This is a genomic window from Lachnobacterium bovis, from assembly GCF_900111325.1.
In the GTDB taxonomy this organism is placed as follows: domain Bacteria; phylum Bacillota; class Clostridia; order Lachnospirales; family Lachnospiraceae; genus Roseburia; species Roseburia bovis_A.
This window is the reverse complement of sequence record NZ_FOGW01000007.1, coordinates 49405-68212: the sequence shown is the minus strand read 5'-3', so window position 1 is coordinate 68212 and position 18808 is coordinate 49405. Positions and strand designations below refer to the sequence as shown.

The 18808-nt window shown below is 30.4% G+C and carries 17 protein-coding genes and 1 riboswitch; of the genes, 2 read left to right on the top strand and 15 right to left on the bottom strand.

What is annotated here, in order from left to right:
• Positions 1-9: 9 nt before the first annotated feature.
• From BMY79_RS03660 to BMY79_RS03645, 4 genes are all read right to left on the bottom strand, one after another.
• On the bottom strand, positions 10-1650 hold the full coding sequence (locus BMY79_RS03660) for a GGDEF domain-containing protein (RefSeq protein WP_027421589.1): 1641 nt from the start codon (positions 1648-1650) through the stop codon (positions 10-12).
• 58 nt (positions 1651-1708) lie between these two features.
• Complete coding sequence (locus tag BMY79_RS03655) at positions 1709-3208, bottom strand: methyl-accepting chemotaxis protein (protein ID WP_074730429.1); 1500 nt, start codon at positions 3206-3208, stop codon at positions 1709-1711.
• 68 nt (positions 3209-3276) lie between these two features.
• Positions 3277-3738 (bottom strand): RpiB/LacA/LacB family sugar-phosphate isomerase, encoded by a 462-nt coding sequence (locus tag BMY79_RS03650; RefSeq protein ID WP_022748787.1) that lies wholly within the window; start codon positions 3736-3738, stop codon positions 3277-3279.
• A gap of 49 nt (positions 3739-3787) precedes the next feature.
• Complete coding sequence (locus BMY79_RS03645; RefSeq protein WP_074730428.1) at positions 3788-4366, bottom strand: hypothetical protein; 579 nt, start codon at positions 4364-4366, stop codon at positions 3788-3790.
• 124 nt (positions 4367-4490) lie between these two features.
• Here BMY79_RS03645 and BMY79_RS03640 point away from each other — a divergent pair, with 124 nt between their 5' ends.
• Positions 4491-5858, top strand: a complete 1368-nt coding sequence (locus tag BMY79_RS03640) for an MATE family efflux transporter (protein ID WP_022748784.1) — start codon at positions 4491-4493, stop codon at positions 5856-5858.
• A gap of 103 nt (positions 5859-5961) precedes the next feature.
• Here BMY79_RS03640 and BMY79_RS12295 read toward each other — a convergent pair whose 3' ends face one another.
• The 11 genes from BMY79_RS12295 to BMY79_RS03585 all read right to left on the bottom strand — a co-directional run bounded on the left by BMY79_RS12295 (position 5962) and on the right by BMY79_RS03585 (position 16836).
• Positions 5962-6741, bottom strand: a complete 780-nt coding sequence (locus tag BMY79_RS12295) for a DUF4186 domain-containing protein (protein ID WP_207645448.1) — start codon at positions 6739-6741, stop codon at positions 5962-5964.
• Between the two features lie 33 nt (positions 6742-6774).
• Positions 6775-8100, bottom strand: a complete 1326-nt coding sequence (gene thiC / locus BMY79_RS03630) for a phosphomethylpyrimidine synthase ThiC (protein WP_022748781.1) — start codon at positions 8098-8100, stop codon at positions 6775-6777.
• 43 nt (positions 8101-8143) lie between these two features.
• Positions 8144-8785 carry a thiamine phosphate synthase gene (locus tag BMY79_RS03625; RefSeq protein ID WP_022748780.1) on the bottom strand — a complete coding sequence of 214 codons (642 nt, stop codon included), beginning with the start codon at positions 8783-8785 and terminating at the stop codon, positions 8144-8146.
• Between the two features lies 1 nt (position 8786).
• The gene (gene thiH, locus BMY79_RS03620; protein ID WP_022748778.1) at positions 8787-10121 is read right to left on the bottom strand and encodes a 2-iminoacetate synthase ThiH; all 1335 of its coding nucleotides are present in this window, start codon (positions 10119-10121) and stop codon (positions 8787-8789) included.
• 67 nt (positions 10122-10188) lie between these two features.
• Positions 10189-11001, bottom strand: a complete 813-nt coding sequence (locus tag BMY79_RS03615) for a thiazole synthase (protein ID WP_083383455.1) — start codon at positions 10999-11001, stop codon at positions 10189-10191.
• 96 nt (positions 11002-11097) lie between these two features.
• Positions 11098-11721 carry a sulfur carrier protein ThiS adenylyltransferase ThiF gene (gene thiF / locus BMY79_RS03610; RefSeq protein ID WP_022748775.1) on the bottom strand — a complete coding sequence of 208 codons (624 nt, stop codon included), beginning with the start codon at positions 11719-11721 and terminating at the stop codon, positions 11098-11100.
• A gap of 2 nt (positions 11722-11723) precedes the next feature.
• Positions 11724-11918 (bottom strand): sulfur carrier protein ThiS, encoded by a 195-nt coding sequence (thiS, locus tag BMY79_RS03605; protein WP_022748774.1) that lies wholly within the window; start codon positions 11916-11918, stop codon positions 11724-11726.
• Positions 11919-12027: 109 nt separating this feature from the next.
• Positions 12028-12133, bottom strand: a riboswitch (TPP riboswitch).
• A 48-nt stretch (positions 12134-12181) separates the two neighbouring features.
• The gene (locus BMY79_RS03600) at positions 12182-12859 is read right to left on the bottom strand and encodes a zinc dependent phospholipase C family protein (RefSeq protein WP_074730427.1); all 678 of its coding nucleotides are present in this window, start codon (positions 12857-12859) and stop codon (positions 12182-12184) included.
• Between the two features lie 37 nt (positions 12860-12896).
• Positions 12897-14048 carry a glycerate kinase family protein gene (locus BMY79_RS03595; protein WP_074730426.1) on the bottom strand — a complete coding sequence of 384 codons (1152 nt, stop codon included), beginning with the start codon at positions 14046-14048 and terminating at the stop codon, positions 12897-12899.
• Complete coding sequence (locus BMY79_RS03590; protein WP_074730425.1) at positions 14026-16134, bottom strand: sensor histidine kinase; 2109 nt, start codon at positions 16132-16134, stop codon at positions 14026-14028. The genes BMY79_RS03595 and BMY79_RS03590 overlap by 23 nt, the downstream gene beginning before the upstream one ends.
• A 3-nt stretch (positions 16135-16137) precedes the next feature.
• Positions 16138-16836 carry a response regulator transcription factor gene (locus tag BMY79_RS03585; RefSeq protein WP_022748768.1) on the bottom strand — a complete coding sequence of 233 codons (699 nt, stop codon included), beginning with the start codon at positions 16834-16836 and terminating at the stop codon, positions 16138-16140.
• Between the two features lie 275 nt (positions 16837-17111).
• Here BMY79_RS03585 and BMY79_RS03580 point away from each other — a divergent pair, with 275 nt between their 5' ends.
• Positions 17112-18806, top strand: a complete 1695-nt coding sequence (locus BMY79_RS03580; RefSeq protein ID WP_074730424.1) for a phospho-sugar mutase — start codon at positions 17112-17114, stop codon at positions 18804-18806.
• The last annotated feature ends 2 nt before the right edge of the window (positions 18807-18808 follow it).

Genomic DNA, 18808 nt, shown 5'->3' with positions numbered 1-18808 from the left:
CTAACACAACTAGTTAGTCTTTTCTTTTATATTTCTCTTATTATAATACATCATTTTATCAGCTCTCGAAAAAGTATTTTCTAGATTATCATCATATTTCGTCGAAAAAATAGCGTAACCTGCAGCGACCTCCATTTTTACCTCATGATTAGATTTATTATACTCATCTTGTAAACTCTTCAAATCATCTAGTAATAACTCAATATCTTTTTTGTCTCTTTTTTTTAGGATGACACAGAATTCGTCACCACCAATTCTATATACATCACCTAATTTTTCAAATACATCTTTAATACAGTTAGCACAGGCTACTATTAGTCTATCTCCAGCCTTATGACCATAGGTATCATTGCAATGTTTTAAATTATTTACATCAAATACGCACACACTATACCCACTATACTCTTTTAAACCGAACATAAAATTTTCAAAACTATTTCTATTTTTGATATTCGTCAAAATATCATACTCTGCCTGAGAACGATATATTTCTATGCGTTTATTTTCTTCGTCTAATACAATTTCGCGCTTCGTGATATTATACCACACTCCAACACTGTATGCTACAACCAACACTAACACATAAAAATTATTCTCAAAATGCATCATCCTATATGATAAAACAGCCAACACATAACCAATTAACAAGCCACACGTTTCTGTAATTTTTTCAATTTTATAAACTGTATCCTTATTATTCTTAAAAAATAAATAGGATACATAAATAAGATACCCATTCATAGCTGTCAAAACTATTTGGATCCATGTTAATATTTCTCTAAATTCTATTATTCCTAAAAGTTGCAATACTACATATATAAAAGCTTGTATTGCAGACACTAATTTTATTATTTCTGAAAACCAATTATATTTTACACCATAATAAGAATCCACAAATAAAATAAAAGGAATAGGAACTGTTAATAAAATGCCATAAATCATAAAATATACGGATGAACTATTATCAAACAAAACGTTTAAAATATCCATCTCTAAAGAGCACCACATTCCCATGTACATTAACAAAGTTCCATAATACAAGATATATCTTTGTCTTTTTTTCTTATAGCCAACTAGCCAATAGCTTATAATAATATAAATTCCAAGAAGCAACTCAATTGTAACAAGTGCATACCTCGACAAATTCTTTATTATAAAATTATAATAAAGTGTTGATTCTTCTCCACATTCAAATGTTATTGGTTTAGATGTCATTGAAAAATCATCCTTTGTTTCCACTATAACTTTTTGAACTTGTGGCGAAATTAAAGCAAAATTAAAGCGCGTACCTGAATTTCTTCCAAAAGGGGAGTTTGATTTTTCTACCCTATAAACGCACTTTTTTTCACCTGTTGTATACATTTCTTCAATATTAATTGCTGTGTAATGACTATAAAATTGAAGGCATCCACCATTATTTCTTATTGTTTTTCCATTCAAATAATACCTTTTTATCGGTATATCCGAATTTTTTTGTGGAATTTCTTCTATTTTTTGTGGTACTAATTTAATTACATTTTTCTTTTCAATTGTGTATTTTTTAACACCCCCATCTGTAAATATCATCGAGGATGCTATCCACATAAATACAACGAGAAGTGAAACTAAAACAATAAATAGCCTATCTTTTTCGGTAAATACATTATTCATAGTCTCACTCTCCTCCCTGTATTTTATGGTTTTTGTGTTTAATTCTATAATTTTTATTTCAAATATATTTATCTAGTTTTCCAGCTTCATTTTCAATTTTTTCAAGTAAACCTTTAGTAGTTTCAACTTTTTCAAGATTACGATTACTATATTCTTGAGCTTGTTCTGAACTAGAAGCAACCTCTTGCGATACAGATGACAACTGCATAATATTATCCACTATCTGATTATTTGCGTCAGATAAACTATTAATCATAATATCTATTTCATTTATATTTCTAGTCAATTCACCAACACTCTTGCTCATAGCTTCAAAACTTCCTGCTGCTTCTGTAATAAGTTCATTTTGTGAATTTGTTGCTTCTGTTGATTCTTTAACAGCCTCTGCTGCATTATTTGCATTAAACGAAAGTTCCTCTAATACATTTGCAATTGTTTCTGTCTCTGCCCTTGTTTTTTCAGCTAATTCTCTGATTTCATCTGCAACCACAGCAAATCCTCGACCTGCTTCACCTGCCCTTGCACTTTCTATTGATGCATTAAGAGCCAATAAATTTGTCTGACTTGATATTGAAAAAATTGTATCTGCTATACCTTTAACAGCTTCTGTTTTTTCTTGCAAATTATCCATTGCTGTCGCTACATGTGAGTTTGTATTTTGAATAGTTGCAGCTTGCTCTTTTAATTTATTAATAGTCACTTGATTGTTTCCATTAATCTCTTCTGCTCCATTAGCAATCTCAACCATATCTTTTGCGTATTTAAGTGTTTCCTCAATTGATTCTTGAATATTTTGAGTCATTTGAGTTTGAGTTTGAACATTTTCTACTGTAGACATGTTACTTACAGTAATATCGTTTACAACCTTATGAACTACTCCTGTTGCATCTTCTAATTCTCTCATATTAGTCATTGCACTGTTAGTTTGATTTCTAACAGAATCAGCCACTGAAACTATTTCTCCTAGCATTTTATCCTGGATACTTTTATCATAGTCAATTTTTCCAAACATATCACTTTGAAATTCTTTACCTATTGAAACTGCCAAATATGCTATAGCCACAACTAAGATTATTGCGGCAATCAAAAAGGATTCAACTACTGTATCTTCTACTGATACATTTTTAAGAACAAATTTTTTTACTAAAAATATTCCTAAACATGAAGAACTAACTAATATGCCTGCCAATGCAGAAAAAATTTTATCATAAAACAATATACAACCTATCAATGGAGCTGTAACTAAAACTGAAATATAACTTGCATTATAAACAATAGATGTAACTATCTGGATTAAAATAAGTCCAAACAATGCACAATATCTTAATCTCTCTTTATTTTTATCCAACTTTAAATCTAAAACTAATAAAAATAATACAATAAGTGTACAACCATCTACATTCAAAACTGTTTTTAATGTATTTAATTTCGCTACATAATTAACTCCACTTATCAAAAAAATGAAAAACGCAAAAATTACGTAACCCATTACAAGTGCCCGATTCATTCTTGCCTTCTGTTTCGTTAAGTCCGCATATACAAATTCTTGCTCTCTCATAGGACCTCCTACACATCATATAAACCCTGAACAATACTTCTGAAACACTAAAGCTATCACTTAAGAGACTATTTTACTGGAACACAATGTTTGTCATTAATTTCTTCAACTTTTTTAACTCTTCTTCTATATTTTTCATCTGTTAGAGCTTCAGTTGCCATCCAATCTTTTACTATTTCCATGGCAATCATACTACCAATAATCTTAGCACCTAAACATAATACATTTGAGTCTGTGTGCCATCTTGCTAATTTAGCACAAAATGTATCTTGGCAAACTGCCGCATATACACCATTAATTTTATTTGCGATTAATGCACTACCATAACCAACACCATCTACAAATATTCCTCTTTCACACTCGCCTTTTGCAACTGCTAAAGAAGCTGGATATACAAAATCAGATAAATCACATGAATTTTCATCTTTTGTACCAAAATCTACTACTTCATGTCCTTCACTAATTAAATATTCCTTAATTTCATTTTTTAATTTTGTTCCTGCATGATCACATGCCATTGCGATTTTCATCTACAATGCACCTCCTAATAATAAAAATATTCGCACTTTACTACATGTTTTATCGGCTAGAATCAACGATTTTTACAACTTTAGCTATAATTTCTAAATTATTAATAATATCGCTATTCTCAAGTGAGTGATTGGCATTTTCAATAACATATGATGACAATTTATACTTTTTAGACAATTCAATAATTTTAGTATAATCACTCCACTGATCTTTATCACCAATTACAACTACTCCACTTTTTTCAATAACATATTTAAATGTTTCTTCTAAAGGAGTTAGGAAAATGTTAGAAATTTTTAAGTCTTTTTTTATTATTTTCTTATCTGACAGATACTTAAAAAACGATGACGCACCAACTGTTCCGATGCTTTTAGAAATAAAAATAACTTTTTTATACTCATCCCAATTAACGTCTTTTAATTGTTCTAATGTTTGATTTTTAACCAACTCATATGCATGATTCATTTTTTCTTTATCATCTTTAATATTTTTTTGAAATCCACAATATGATAATTTTTTTATTTCATAACCATCTTGTACAAACAACTTTCCTGTGTAATATAAAAGTGGTTTATCACATGTATATCCAACACCTGGAAATAAAACAACTAAACTTTTTTTATTCATTTTCTTATCTCACCCATCTTCTCTTAACCTAATAAAACTACTTTTATATAATATCACTTTTTTTTGCACTGTAAAATATTTTATGCTAAACTAATAAGGATATATTTTTGAAAGGTGTGATAAAATGCAGCAAACTAACCCTTTAGCAACTGTTTCTGAAAAAAAACTTCTCAAACAATTTGCTATTCCTAGTATAATTGCGATGCTAGTTAGTTCTTTATACAATATTGTTGATCAATTTTTTATTGGACGCTCCGTTGGAGGGCTAGGCAATGCAGCAACTAATATAGTTTTTCCATTAACTATATCTTGTATAGCCTGTGCTCTTTTATTCGGAATTGGCGGTGCATCAGCTTTTAATTTAACCTTAGGTAAAGGTGATACCACTCATGCAAAATACTTTATTGGAAATTCAGCAACAATGATGTTTTTATGTGGATTAATTCTTACCTTCGTATCTCAGTTTTTTATGGTTCCAATGCTTAAATTCTTTGGTTCTCCTAATAGTGTTTTAAAATATGCAATTACATATACTCGAATCACTTCCATTGGATTTCCTTTTTTAATTCTATCCACTGGTGGAGGTCACCTTGTTCGAGCTGACGGAAGTCCTAAAATGACTATGATAATTAACATGACCGGCGCAATAATAAATACCGTTTTAGATGCATTATTCGTTTTTGGTTTTCATTGGGGAATGACTGGTGCTGCGACTGCAACAGTTATTGGTCAAGTTATTTCTTGTATAATAGTTATTGTTTATTTTACTAATTTTAAAACAACGACACTTACAAAAGATTGCTTTATTCCACATGCGACTTACCTCATAAAAGTTATTTCCCTTGGCGCTGCTCCTTGTTTTAATCAGGTTGCAATGATGATTGTTCAAATAATTTTAAATAAATCACTCAAATATTACGGTCATCGCTCTATTTACGGAGAAGAAATTCCTATAACTTGTGTTGGACTAATTACTAAAGTTTCCCAAGTATTTTTTGCGTTTATAATAGGTATTTCTCAAGGACTTCAACCTATTGCAAGTTTCAACTATGGTGCTAAAAATTATAGTCGTGTTAAACGTGCTTATTTACTTGCAATTAAGTATGGAGCAATTATTAGTATTTTTTCATTTGCTATGTTCCAAATTTTTCCTCGTCAAATTATTTCTTTATTCGACAACGGAACTGCTAATGAATTATATTTTAAGTTTTCGACTAACTATTTTAGAATATTTTTATTCTTTATATGTATTTGTTTTATGCAACCAATTTCATCAAACTTTTTTACCGCAATCGGAAAACCAAAAAAAGGTATTGTCTTATCACTTACTAGACAAATCATCTTTTTATTACCTTTAATTTTGATTTTACCTATTTTCTTTGGTATTGATGGAATCATGTTTGCAGGACCTATCGCAGATTTTACAGCAGCTTTGCTTTGTACTGTTCTGATAATACACGAACTAAAAAAAGAAGAATTTAAAATTTCATAATAATAAAACAAACCGCCCCTAACAGTTAAACTGTACTTGATAAATAGCTATAATTCTTGCACTTTATCGTTTACAGTCTAACCCTCTAAGGTCGGTTTGATTTTTATATTTGATGATTAATCCACTCTAAAAGAACCTCACATATATAATTTATTTCATCGGGATTTAATTGTTTTTGCTGCTTAATATTATGCCATTTTTCTAAGCATCCTCTGCAACACGTTCCTGTTGCATGCTGAGCCACAAAAACTGGATGGCCTTTTAACGGAGTTTGCCTTCCATCATTTTTAGGATTATGAGGCGAAAGTCTTTTTTCAACAAACTCATAGGCATGAATTCTTATTTGTTCTTGCCCTTTTTGTTTTACATATTCCTTGTCTTTTTGAGTCAATTCAAATTTACTTCTAAATTTAGACTTTGCTAATTTTTCCCACAAAGACTCATAAAAAAATACTTCTTTATCAACATCAGATCTATAAAAATCCACATTTGCTTTTTGCGCTTGAGATTTTCCTACGGCTTTTGGAATATTATAAATCTTATCATTCATTTTAAATCTTCTACCAGTATCTCTAAAAATAAAATTCTTATTTAAATTTTTACAATCATCTCTTAATTTTATTACATAAGAAAAATCACATATACATGGATTATCTTCTTTTCCATCTCCTGCACAAATTACTGTATCAATTTTTGACAAAGTATCGCTTTTAATATTATTTAAATTAATCTCCTCATTCAACGGAAATATTAATAGTATATTTTTCATATTATCACGGTATTTCTTATCAATTATCGGAACTATATTTTTCATATTATTACAAACTATATAATTCATCGTGTTTCTTTGTACAGCTTTCATCTCGAGTGCGACCTTTCTCATAAAAAATCATAAATTCCTAGGAAAACAATTTTCTTATTCACAATCTGCAGTAACAACATCAAATTCTACTTTTTTACCTGCTAAAATCCTATTTGTAGTTCTGACTGCGCACATTTTACCACACATTGAACATGAATGTCTATCTTTTGGAGGAGTACTTTCAAAATATTCTCTGGCTTTTTCCCCATCTATTGCAATATCAAACATCTCATTCCAGTCTAACTTATGACGAGCTTTTGCCATTTCTATATCTTTATCCGCTTCGCCTTTTATTCCTTTTGAAATATCTGCTGCATGTGCTGCAATTTTACTTGCGATTATTCCTTCTTTTACATCAGCTAAATCAGGTAGTCTTAAATGTTCCGCCGGTGTTACATAACATAAAAAATTAGCTCCATTAGCTGCTGCAATAGCCCCACCTATAGCTGCTGTAATATGATCATAACCTGGTGCAATATCTGTCACTAACGGTCCTAAAACATAAAATGGAGCATTATGACAAATTCGTTTTTCTATTTTCATATTTGCTGCAATTTCATTCATTGCCATATGACCCGGTCCTTCTATTAAAACTTGTACATCTTTCTCCCATGCACGTTGTGCCAAAGTACCAAGCTCTATAAGTTCTGAAATTTGTCCTGCATCCGAGCTATCATCAAGGCACCCTGGTCTAAGCGCATCTCCTAATGAAATAGTAACATCATATTCCCTTAAAATGTCTAATAACTCATCATAATATTCATAAAATGGATTTTCTTGTCCTGTCATTTCCATCCAGGCAAACAAAAGCGATCCTCCTCGAGACACAATATTCATAGTTCTTTTTTCTCTTTTAAAAGCTTCAACAGCTCTTTTATTGATTCCGGCATGAATTGTCATAAAATCAACACCCTCTTTTGCATGTGCTCTTACTACTTCTAGAAAATCTTTTGCTTTAATATCTAACAGATCTTTTTCAAGATAACCAATTGCATCATACATTGGCACTGTTCCTATCATGGCTGTTGATTTTTTTATTAACTTACTTCTAAAGCTATTTGTTTTACCATAATTACTCAAATCCATAATAGCTTCTGCATGAAACTTAAGTGCCAAATCCACTTTTTTCATTTCATTTTCATAATTGTTGCAATCACCTGAAACACCTAAATTAACATTAATTTTTGTTTTTAAACCATCACCTATTCCCTCTGGAGAAATAGAAGTATGCATAATATTACAAGGAATTGCAACTTCTCCTTTTGCAACTTTTCTCATAATAAAATTGGGATCTAACTTTTCCTTTTTTGCTACTATTTCCATTTCCCTTGTAATAATTCCTTTTTTTGCTGCTTCCATTTGTGTCTTATATTTTCTCATTGTATTACCTCTTTTTTATTTTTTATTTTTATAGTATCGTTTTTTATAAGTTTTGTTGCATTGCATAACTCATAATACAAACTCCTTTTGCCCCAGTTTGTAGACACATTTGTTTTTTTCTTTCATCTATATCAATTCCTCCAATTGCCCACACATTAACTGACGAGTTTTGTACCATCTCTTTTAAAAATTTAATTCCTCTTGGCTCTAAATTTTTCTTACAATTTGTTCTAAAAATATGGCCAACAAAAATATAATTTACGCCTATGGTCTCTGCCTTTTTTTCTTCTTCTAAATGATGGCAAGACGTACCAATATTTTTAAAGAAGGATAAATCCATTTTTTCATCTATAATTTTTTCTAATTTATCATGTGAAAAATGAATATTTCTTACTCCTAACTCTAAAGCAACATTAATGAAATTATGTATTATAAGTTGTACCTCGTTTTGCTGGCAAATTTTTTGAACCTCAATTGCTAACTTTTTATATTCTTCTTCTGACAAATCTTTTTCTCGCAAAAGTATAGCTTTAGGTTTAAATGAAACTATATATTTTATTCTTTCTAAAAATTCACCCTTAACTAATTTTCTATTCGTAACAAAAATCGTATCTTGATATTTTGTTTTCTCGCTTTGTATCTTGGTAATTTGTTTTTTTCTATTTTTTATATCCATATTTAACATCTTATTCTCCAACATACAAATAGTCATTTAATACTGGCTGAAGACCTTCACTAACTAAATCAGCATACATTTCATCAATACTTCTAGTATCATTTATTTCAAATTGTTCATCTCCAGTTTCTTCGAATGTTTCTAGTCTTTGTCCATTATTTAGGGTGTCATTAGAATCATTTAAGTTAGAGCCAACTTGCTGTAAATCTTTTAATTTATGTTTTTTATATTTACTTTCATGATCACCAATTCCAGTTGATACACCTGCTGAAACTTTTGTTGCAGCAATCTTTACTATTCCATTTCTAAATTCTTTGCTTTCTCTTGATGAAACTGTAATTCCTACAAAAGGCAAAAAAATTCTATACGCACATATAATTTGGCATAACTGTTTTTCATGAACATCTAGCGGATTTATTTTGTCATTATTTACAATTGGCCTTAATCGTGGACACGAAATCGACATCTCTGCATGTGGATATTTTTTTTGCAAATAGTATACGTGAAGTGCTGTTGCTAACGCATCTTTTCTAAAATCTGCTAACCCCAAAAGTGCTGAAAATGCTACTCCTCTCATTCCCCCTCTTAGCGCTCTCTCTTGAGCATCAAATCTGTATGGCCAAATTCTTTTGTGTCCTAGTAAATGTAATGTTTCATATTTTTTTATGTCATATGTTTCTTGAAAAACAGTCACATAATCTACTCCACACTTGTGTAAATACGCATAATCTTCCGTGTTTACTGGATAAATTTCTATTCCAACATTTTTAAAATATTTTTTTGCTAATTTACACGCCTCTCCTATATATTTAACATCACTTTTACTTTTACTTTCTCCTGTCAGAATTAAAATTTCTTCCATTCCTGATTCTGCAATTACCTTCATTTCATGTTCAATTTGTTCCATTGTAAGTCTCATTCTTTTTATGTGGTTATAACAATTAAATCCACAATAAATACAATAATTTTCACAATAATTCGCAATATATAATGGCGTAAAAATATACACTGTATTTCCAAAATGTTTTCTCGTTTCAATATGTGCTTTTTGTGCCATTTGTTCTAAAAAAGGTAAAGCAGCCGGCGATAATAATGCTTTAAAATCTTCTAGCGTACATTTTTTATTTTTTAATGCTTTTATAACATCACTTCTTGTATAGCGGTTATAATCATATTCGTTCATTTGAGATATTACTCTATCTTTTATTTTAGAATCTATTCGTTCCATATCTGGCATATATTCCATTGGATTACTTCTTGCCGATGGATTATTTTCTATTAAATGTTTTTTGGCTAAAGCATCTTCTGATAAAAAATCAGAATCTATCAAAAATTGATTTTCCACTTTTTATTTTCCTCCATTCTAGTTTATCAACAGTTGTAGTCCACTTATTGTTGAAAATATAATATTTTTAATCTCTCAGAAAACCTGTTAATGGATCACTACTACTTGCTCCTCTTGTTATTACCCTGCCTAAACCAGCTAAATAAGCGCTTCTTCCTGCTTCAATAGCTTTATTAAATGCACTTGCCATAAGTGGTAAATTCTGTGATGTTGCTAATGCAGTATTTGCCATTATTGCAGTTGCTCCCATTTCCATAGCTTCACAGGCCTGTGAAGGGGCTCCTATTCCAGCATCAACTATGATTGGAACTTCTATTTCATCTACTAGAATCTGTATGAAGTCCTTTGTAGATAAACCTTTATTCGAACCAATAGGAGATGCAAGTGGCATTACACAAGCTGCACCTGCCTCAACTAAATCTCTCGCAACATACAAATCTGGATACATATATGGCAATACAATAAATCCCTCTTTAACTAATTCCTTGGTTGCTTTTATAGTTTCTAGATTATCCGGTAAAAGATATTTGCTATCTCTCATTATTTCTACTTTTACAAAATCACCACAACCTAATTCCCTTGCAATTTTTGCAATTCTTACCGCTTCTTTGGCATTTCTAGCACCAGACGTATTAGGTAAAAGAGTAATATTTTTTGGTATATAATCTAAAATATTTTCTTGTTCTTTTGTATTAGCACGCCTTACTGCAAGAGTAATCATTTCTGCCTTAGCATTTTCTATTGCTGCTTTAATTAAATTTAAAGAATATTTACCGGACCCTAATATAAATCTTGAATGAAACTCCTTTCCACCAATTGTAAAAGAATCATTTTGATTTGATATTTCTATATTAATTTTCTCCTTAGCATTGTTAGTCATTTTATACAACTCCTTTTTATCTTAGTAATTAGCATATACTCTAATTTGCATACACTTAAATTTGCTTGTTAATAATATTCCCCTTATATTTATTTTTTACAGTTCATCAATAATATTAATAATTGTCATAGCTTCATGTGCTGCTGCCGCCATAACTCTTGGTGCAAATAAACCATCTCCATCCTCTAAGCCACTTATTCTATCTCCACAAAGATAAAAATTTTCTCGTATTTTTTGTGTTTTTATGTAGTTTAAAGACTTCTTTCCCGCCATGCCAGAAGCACTCACTAGATACTTTTGTGGAAACTCTTTTAAAACTTCTTCAACAAACATTGCCTTATTTTCTGCATCATCTAAAGCTTCACAAATAATAAAATCATCTTTTAATAATTCAGCTATATTATCTTTTGTGATTTTAACTGTGTCTATTTTTACATCAATATATGGATAAATTTTTGATAATGTTTTAGATAAACTAAGTGTTTTATACTCGCCTAATTGATTAACAAAATATTGCTGCCTGTTAAAATTGGTAACATCTACCCTATCAAAATCTATTAAATGTAAATGTCTTATTCCTGCCCTTGCAAGTGCAACTGCAACATTTGATCCTAAACCTCCTAATCCACAAATAGCAACGTTAACCTTTTGAAATTTCTGTTGCAATCTTTTACCATGACGTTCTGCTAATGCATTATCTAATTCATCTTTAGAAATCATTTTCAACCACCTCCTACGAAACTTATAACTTCTACTACATCTCCATCTAAAATATGAACTTTACTATAATCTTTTTTAGAAATAATCTCTTCGTTTTGCTCTACAACAACTCTAGAAATATTGAATTCTAATTTTTCTAATAAATTCGTAACTGTTATATCTGCAAAATCATACTTTTTTCCATTTACTGTAACCATTTCTTACTCCTTTTCTCTTAAAATATAATAAAAAAACACCCATTATAAAAACGGGTGCAAAAAACTTTTATCAAAAAACGCTAGTCCTATACAAAGTCCTAGCGTTCACTTTCATAAAATCATATTTCCCTACGTTGGCATTATCCAAATCAGGTTATAGGTCAAAGCTTCCGCTTAATCTCAGCCCATTACTATGAGCACCCTCTTTTTTCAATTCAAATTCATTATAGCACACTGTTTTCTAAAATCAAGCAACAAATTGTTTATTTTAACATACAATACAAATCTTTTGCCGTTTGATTCAGAAACTTCTCCATGAATTCTGGTGGTACAAATCTATAATTATTCACAATTTCATCTCTTAAATTTGCCCTAACCTCATCTGTTAAATCCGTTTTGTATTGTCTATTTAACAAATGAAGTTTCTCTTTTTCTATCATTTCTTTTTTTACTTTATTTTCTATCGAAAAAGCTCTTCCTTTTTCTAATAATTCCATTATATTTTTTGCATTTGGACTGTTCAAAAAAAGCCATTGATCTATTCCTCTTGATTCTGGATAAAACAATTTCTTTAATTCTTCTTCTGGAATTTTACTCTTGTTTTTTAGGGCTATCCACACATTCAAATCGTTACAATAATCCGTCAAACAATGCACAGCATATCCCATTAAGAATTCTCTTGAAACATCTTTTATTTCTTTAGATTTTTCCCAAAAATCTAAAATATTATTCTTCCACTTCTCAGAATCTGTCGTTTTAGCCCATGGACCACAGCCCCAAAACAAATGTGAATCTATTTTATCTTCGACTTTATATACCGTTTCCATATGTACCGAATCTGGTGCAACCGAACCTAAAATAAAATCTTCTTTATATTTCATGTCAGGCATATATTTTAACATTCTATATGCAACTTCCATATGAACCATCTGAAATGCCATACTTTACCTCATCTTCTATCTCTTTTATACTTTTATTCTAGCTTAAATTTCCAACTGCTTTTATCAACGAAAATACTTCTCTTGCCGTTTCTTGCATGTTATAAATACTTACTTTTTTATCCATTGCTTCTTCTAAAGTCACAACCTCACGCAATATTGGAAAAAATGCATCAATTCCGTTTTCATTGCACAGTACTGCATCTTTTGTCACACAACCTGCAAAAGCTATTACTTTTTTGTCGTATTTTTTTGCTATATTTGCCACGCCAATTGGAGCCTTTCCCATAACTGTTTGTTTATCTAGTCGTCCTTCACCTGTAATGACTATATCTGAATCAATTATTTTTTCTTCTAATTTCGTTTCCTTTAAAACAATATCTATTCCCGATGCTAATTTTGCATTAGTAAATGTCAAAAAAGCAAATCCTAATCCACCTGCTGCTCCAGTTCCTGGATAGTTTTCATCTGCTTTAGGATTAATTTTTTTTGACAAAACAGCATATTTTTTTAACCACTCATCCAGACTTACTATCATTTCTTTACTAGCTCCTTTTTGTGGTCCAAACACTGCACTGCATCCATTTTCTCCACATAAAGGATTTGTAACATCGCAAGCTATCTTAAAATTACAATTTTTTAACTCTTTTATAACCTTCGAATCATCTATTCTTTCAAGATTTTTTAAACCTATTCCGCCTAAACTTATTTTTTTATTATCCTTATCTAGGAATTCATAACCGAGTGCCTGAAGCATTCCTATTCCACCATCATTTGTTGCACTTCCACCAATTCCAACTATAAAATTTCTGCATCCTTGAGTTATTGCATCCTGTATAATTTCTCCTACTCCATAAGTTGTTGTATAGAGCGGATTTTTTTTAGATTCATCAACTAATGTAATACCTGCTGCAGATGACATTTCAATAATTGCTGTTTTATTAGATCTTATTATGCCATAAGAAGCCTCAACTTTAGTATTTTCTAAAGGGCCACATACATTTAATTTACGAAACTCTCCTCCCATTCCTTTTGTCAATGCGTATGTTGTACCCTCTCCTCCGTCTGCGAGAGGGCTAATTACAACATCTGCATTCTCATATACTTTAAGTATTCCACTTTTTATAGCATTTGCTGCCTCTAGTGAAGTTAAACTTCCCTTAAACGAATCAATTGCTATCACTACTTTCATTGTTGTTTTCTCCTTCCTCTTCATAAATTAAAGGAAAACTTAATTTTACTTTAAATAAATCACCATCGATTTCTATTTGTATATCTCCCCCTTGAAGGTTTGTCATACTTCTTGCAATAGAAAGACCTAATCCATTCCCTTCAGTATTTCGGGATTTATCTCCTCTTACAAAACGCTCCATTAATTCATCTGGAGAAATATTTAACGGATCCTTTGATATATTTTTAAACGAAAATTCTGCATTGTCATCTTTCTTCGATAACTCGATATAAACTCTAGTTTTAGCTTGAGAATATTTACAAATATTATTCATTATATTGTCAAATACTCTAAACATACGTCTACCATCTGCCATAATTCTCAGATTATTTTCTAATCCATCAAGTACCATCTCAAGTTCTTTTTCTTCAAATTTTTCTCTATATTCACCTGATATTTGATTCAAAAAAACTGATGCTTCACATGGCATAAGATTAATTTCTAAGTTTCCCGTTGAAGCTTTTGATGCCTCAACTAAATCTTCTATTAATCGTTTAAGTTTTATTGATTGACGACCTAAAACGTCACAATAATCTGTTACTGCAGATTCATTCATTCTTTCAGATTCAACTTCTTTTTTTATGAAATCCACGTAATTTATAATCGATGTAAGCGGGGTCTTGATATCGTGTGAAACATTTGTAATAAGCTCCGTTTTCATTCTCTCACTTTTAGTTTTTTCTGAAACAGCTATTTCTATTCCTTGCGAAATATTATTGATATCTTCTACTTCTGCCTTAAAAAAACTAAGCATATTTTGACCTTTTATCTTATACTTTGTTTCACCAGAAGCCATTCTTTTGATACCTTCTTTGATATTTATCACATCAACTAATGTTTTTAATAAAAAGCCAAAAATTATTAAATTAAAAAGAAACCAAGCAATAACACTTCTGTATCCAATTAATAAAATGCCGTAAAAAAATGCTATACCAATATAAACAAATACAAAGGCTATTATTAATTCTTTTTTTGTGATTTCCTTTAATTCTTCTCCTATTTTTTTTATAATATAATTATAACTGCTTTTAATAAAGCGATATGTATAACCTGCGACTGAATTTTTTATTACTGACCCCTCTTTTAATCTTACTGCAAAGCTCATTGATAAACCGATAAAAATGGCTATTAATGTAAATCCCAATCCCCCTATTACTATAAGACCGTAAAAACTACTCGCTTGTACTAGAGAGCTATTCAATATCCTCATATATATAAAACATATTGCTATTCCTAATACTTCTATAGGAACTTTATCTAGATATCCCGGATAAACGCCTTCTTCCTTTCTTTGCCCAGCTACACATAGTAATAATATATATGATACCACAAATATAATTACAGATACTACTTCCCCAAAAATTATTAAACTCTTATTATTATTTACACTATCTATAATTTTCAATGCTAAACTATAATTTGAATTTTCTAAATAATTCCCTACATATTTTATGTCAATCGTATAAATACAAAAATCATCAACAGTTGCATCCCTTTTTTGTACTACATTTTTCTCATCTTCAAAACTCGTATCATCGTCATCCATACCCATTTCTACTTTTGTTTCAACTATTTGTCTTTCTTTCCCCTCCTCTTTATATACAACAATCTCCTTACCACTTAATTCCGTTTTTATTTCAAAATCCGACAGTTCACCTCTTCTAATAAATCCAACACTATGAGCCCTATCAATTGGGCAAAAAAAAGTAAATTTTCTCCCTCCTGTAAATTTTGTTCCACTAACAACTTCTTTAGTTTTTCTGTCTACAATCCGATACTTGTATTTTTCAAATCTATCTTGATTTCCATTATCATTATCCCCAGGATAATAAATTCTTTGAATTTTATTGCACACAACATTTTTTGCACATTCGTATTCCATTTTTTTATAATTTTCTTTTAATGTTTTGTTACGTTCTGCTTTAAAATCCTTCTGAAAAATCATCGTTAATATTGCCATTGATAAAACAGCCATAATCATTCCAAAAATCCATGCAATAAAAAATAACGTGATTTTTCCTTGAAGATTTTTAAATTTATTAATCATCTCTTATTCTCTCCCTTTTTCTATCATATATCCTTGCCCAAATACTACCTTTAATATTCTTGGATTAGCCGGATCTATCTCTATTTTTTCTCTTAAATGTCTAATATGTACTGCTACCGTATTAGAATCATTTCCTATAGCCGGCTCTTTCCATATTTTTTCATAAATGTCTCTAGGAGAATACACACAATTAGGATTAAGCATAAAAAATTTTAATATTTCATACTCTTTTTTTGTTAACTTTAATTCTGTGCCATCTTGTGTTACTTTTTTTAGTTGATCATCTAATTCAATTCCTTTAATCGAAATTATATTTTGTGTTGTACTACCACCGCCTAACATCATATAACGTCTAAGCTGAGATTTTACTCTTGCAACAACTTCAATAGGATTAAATGGTTTTGTTATATAGTCATCTGCTCCATCATTCAAACCTAAAACTAAATCAACATCTTCACTCTTAGCTGTTATTAATATTATTGGCACATTACTATTTTCACGAATCTTTCTCATTGCAGTAAGTCCATCCATTTTTGGCATCATAATATCCATTAAAATCAAATGAACTTCTTCTTTTTTTACAATTTCTAATGCTTCTTCTCCATCATATGCTTCGAACATTTGATAATCTTTATTTGTAAGATAAATTTTGAGCGCCCTTACGATATCTTTTTCATCATCACAAATTAATATTTTATACATGTTCTTATTCCTCCTGACAAAACTTATACTACCACACTACATTTTTAAAATGATAGAGGGCAAAGATTAAGATTTGATTAATTTTTTAAAATATTTTTAAATTTACCATATTTTCTAATGTTTTTCCACTTTTTGCATAAGGAAATATATTTTTTAAAAAACTACAACTATTTTCCACCAATAAAATCATAGTTATCTTGTAGTATTATTTTAATAAATCTCGTATAATATTATTGATAAATAATAATTTTGGTTATAGCCTAGGAGGTAAGTAAATGAATTACCAAGATAATTTTAACGACTGGATGTTACATCTTGAAGATGATAATCCATTAAAATCAGAATTAATAAACATTAAAGAAGACGAAAAAGAAAAAGAAGATAGATTCTTCCAACACCTTTCTTTTGGAACTGCCGGACTTCGTGGTAAAGTTGGTGCTGGTACTAATCGTATGAATATCTACACAGTAGGAAAAGCTACTCAGGGCGTTGCTGATTTCATCGTAGCACAAGGATCTGAAGCTATGAAACGTGGTGTTGTTATTGCACATGATCCAAGACATTTTTCTAAAGAATTTTCACAACTTGCTGCATCAATTTTTGTTGCAAACGGAATAAAAGTATATGTCTTTGATGATTTAAGACCCACACCAGAACTTGCTTTTTTAATTAGAGATCTTCATACTATTTCTGGAATAAATATTACTGCATCTCACAACCCTAAGGAATATAATGGCTACAAAGCATATTGGGAAGATGGATGTCAGGTTTCCTCTGAAATTGCAGACGGGATGACTGAAAAAATAAATGCCGTTGATATGTGGACTGATGTAAAATCATCTGATTTCAACGAAGGTGTCAAATCTGGACTTATTACAGTACTTGATGAATCCTACGATAGAAAATATCTCGATAATATTGAACAATTAGCTATCCACTCAGGTGATGAGCTTGATTTAAATATTCCATTTGTTTACACACCTTTAAACGGATGTGGTTCAATTCCATTCCGTCAGATGTTAACTGATCGTGGTTTTACAAATTGGAAAATCGTTCCTGAACAAGAACAACCTGATCCTGATTTTACAACTGTAGGATATCCTAATCCAGAAGATCCTAAAGCATTTAAATTAAGTGAACAATATGGTAGAGAATTCGGTGCTGAATTATTAATGGCAACAGATCCAGATTCAGATCGATTTGCAATTGAAATCCGTGACGATAACGGAAATTATATTCCTTTAAATGGTAACCAAGCTGGATATATTCTTGTTAATTATATTTTAGAGGGGCATAAAACAGCTGGAACCTTACCAGAAAAAGGTGCTATGGTTAAGTCTATAGTTACTTCAACACTTTCAACTCTCATTGCTAAATCTTATGGTGTTGAAATGTTTGAAACACTTACAGGCTTTAAAAATATATGTGGAAAAATCCCATACTTACATGAAAATGGATACACATATTTATTTGGTTATGAAGAATCTGTTGGATATGCTGCATCTGAAGATATTCGTGATAAAGATGGTATTTCAGCCGGTATGCTTGTTGCAGAAGCTGCTGCTTACTACAAAAAACAAGGCAAAACTTTATGGGATGTTTTACAAGAAATTTATACAAAATACGGATATTTTGCAGAAGATGAACCTAACATCATCTTAGAGGGAATTCCTGGTGCTCAAAGAATTCAACGCATGATGAAATGGATTAGAAATAATCTTCCTACATCTGTTGCTGGATTTAAGATTGACAAAATTATTGATTATATCGATGGCTATGAAGATATTCCTGCACAAAATGCAATTAGATTTTTCCTTGAAAACGGTTCATGGTTTGCAATTAGACCAAGTGGAACAGAACCAAAAATCAAATTCTATTTCTATTCAACAGGAAATTCTTATGAAAATGCATTAGAAAATAACAAGAAAGTTAAAGAAGAAATTTTACAAATGTTAAATTCTGTAGAATAATT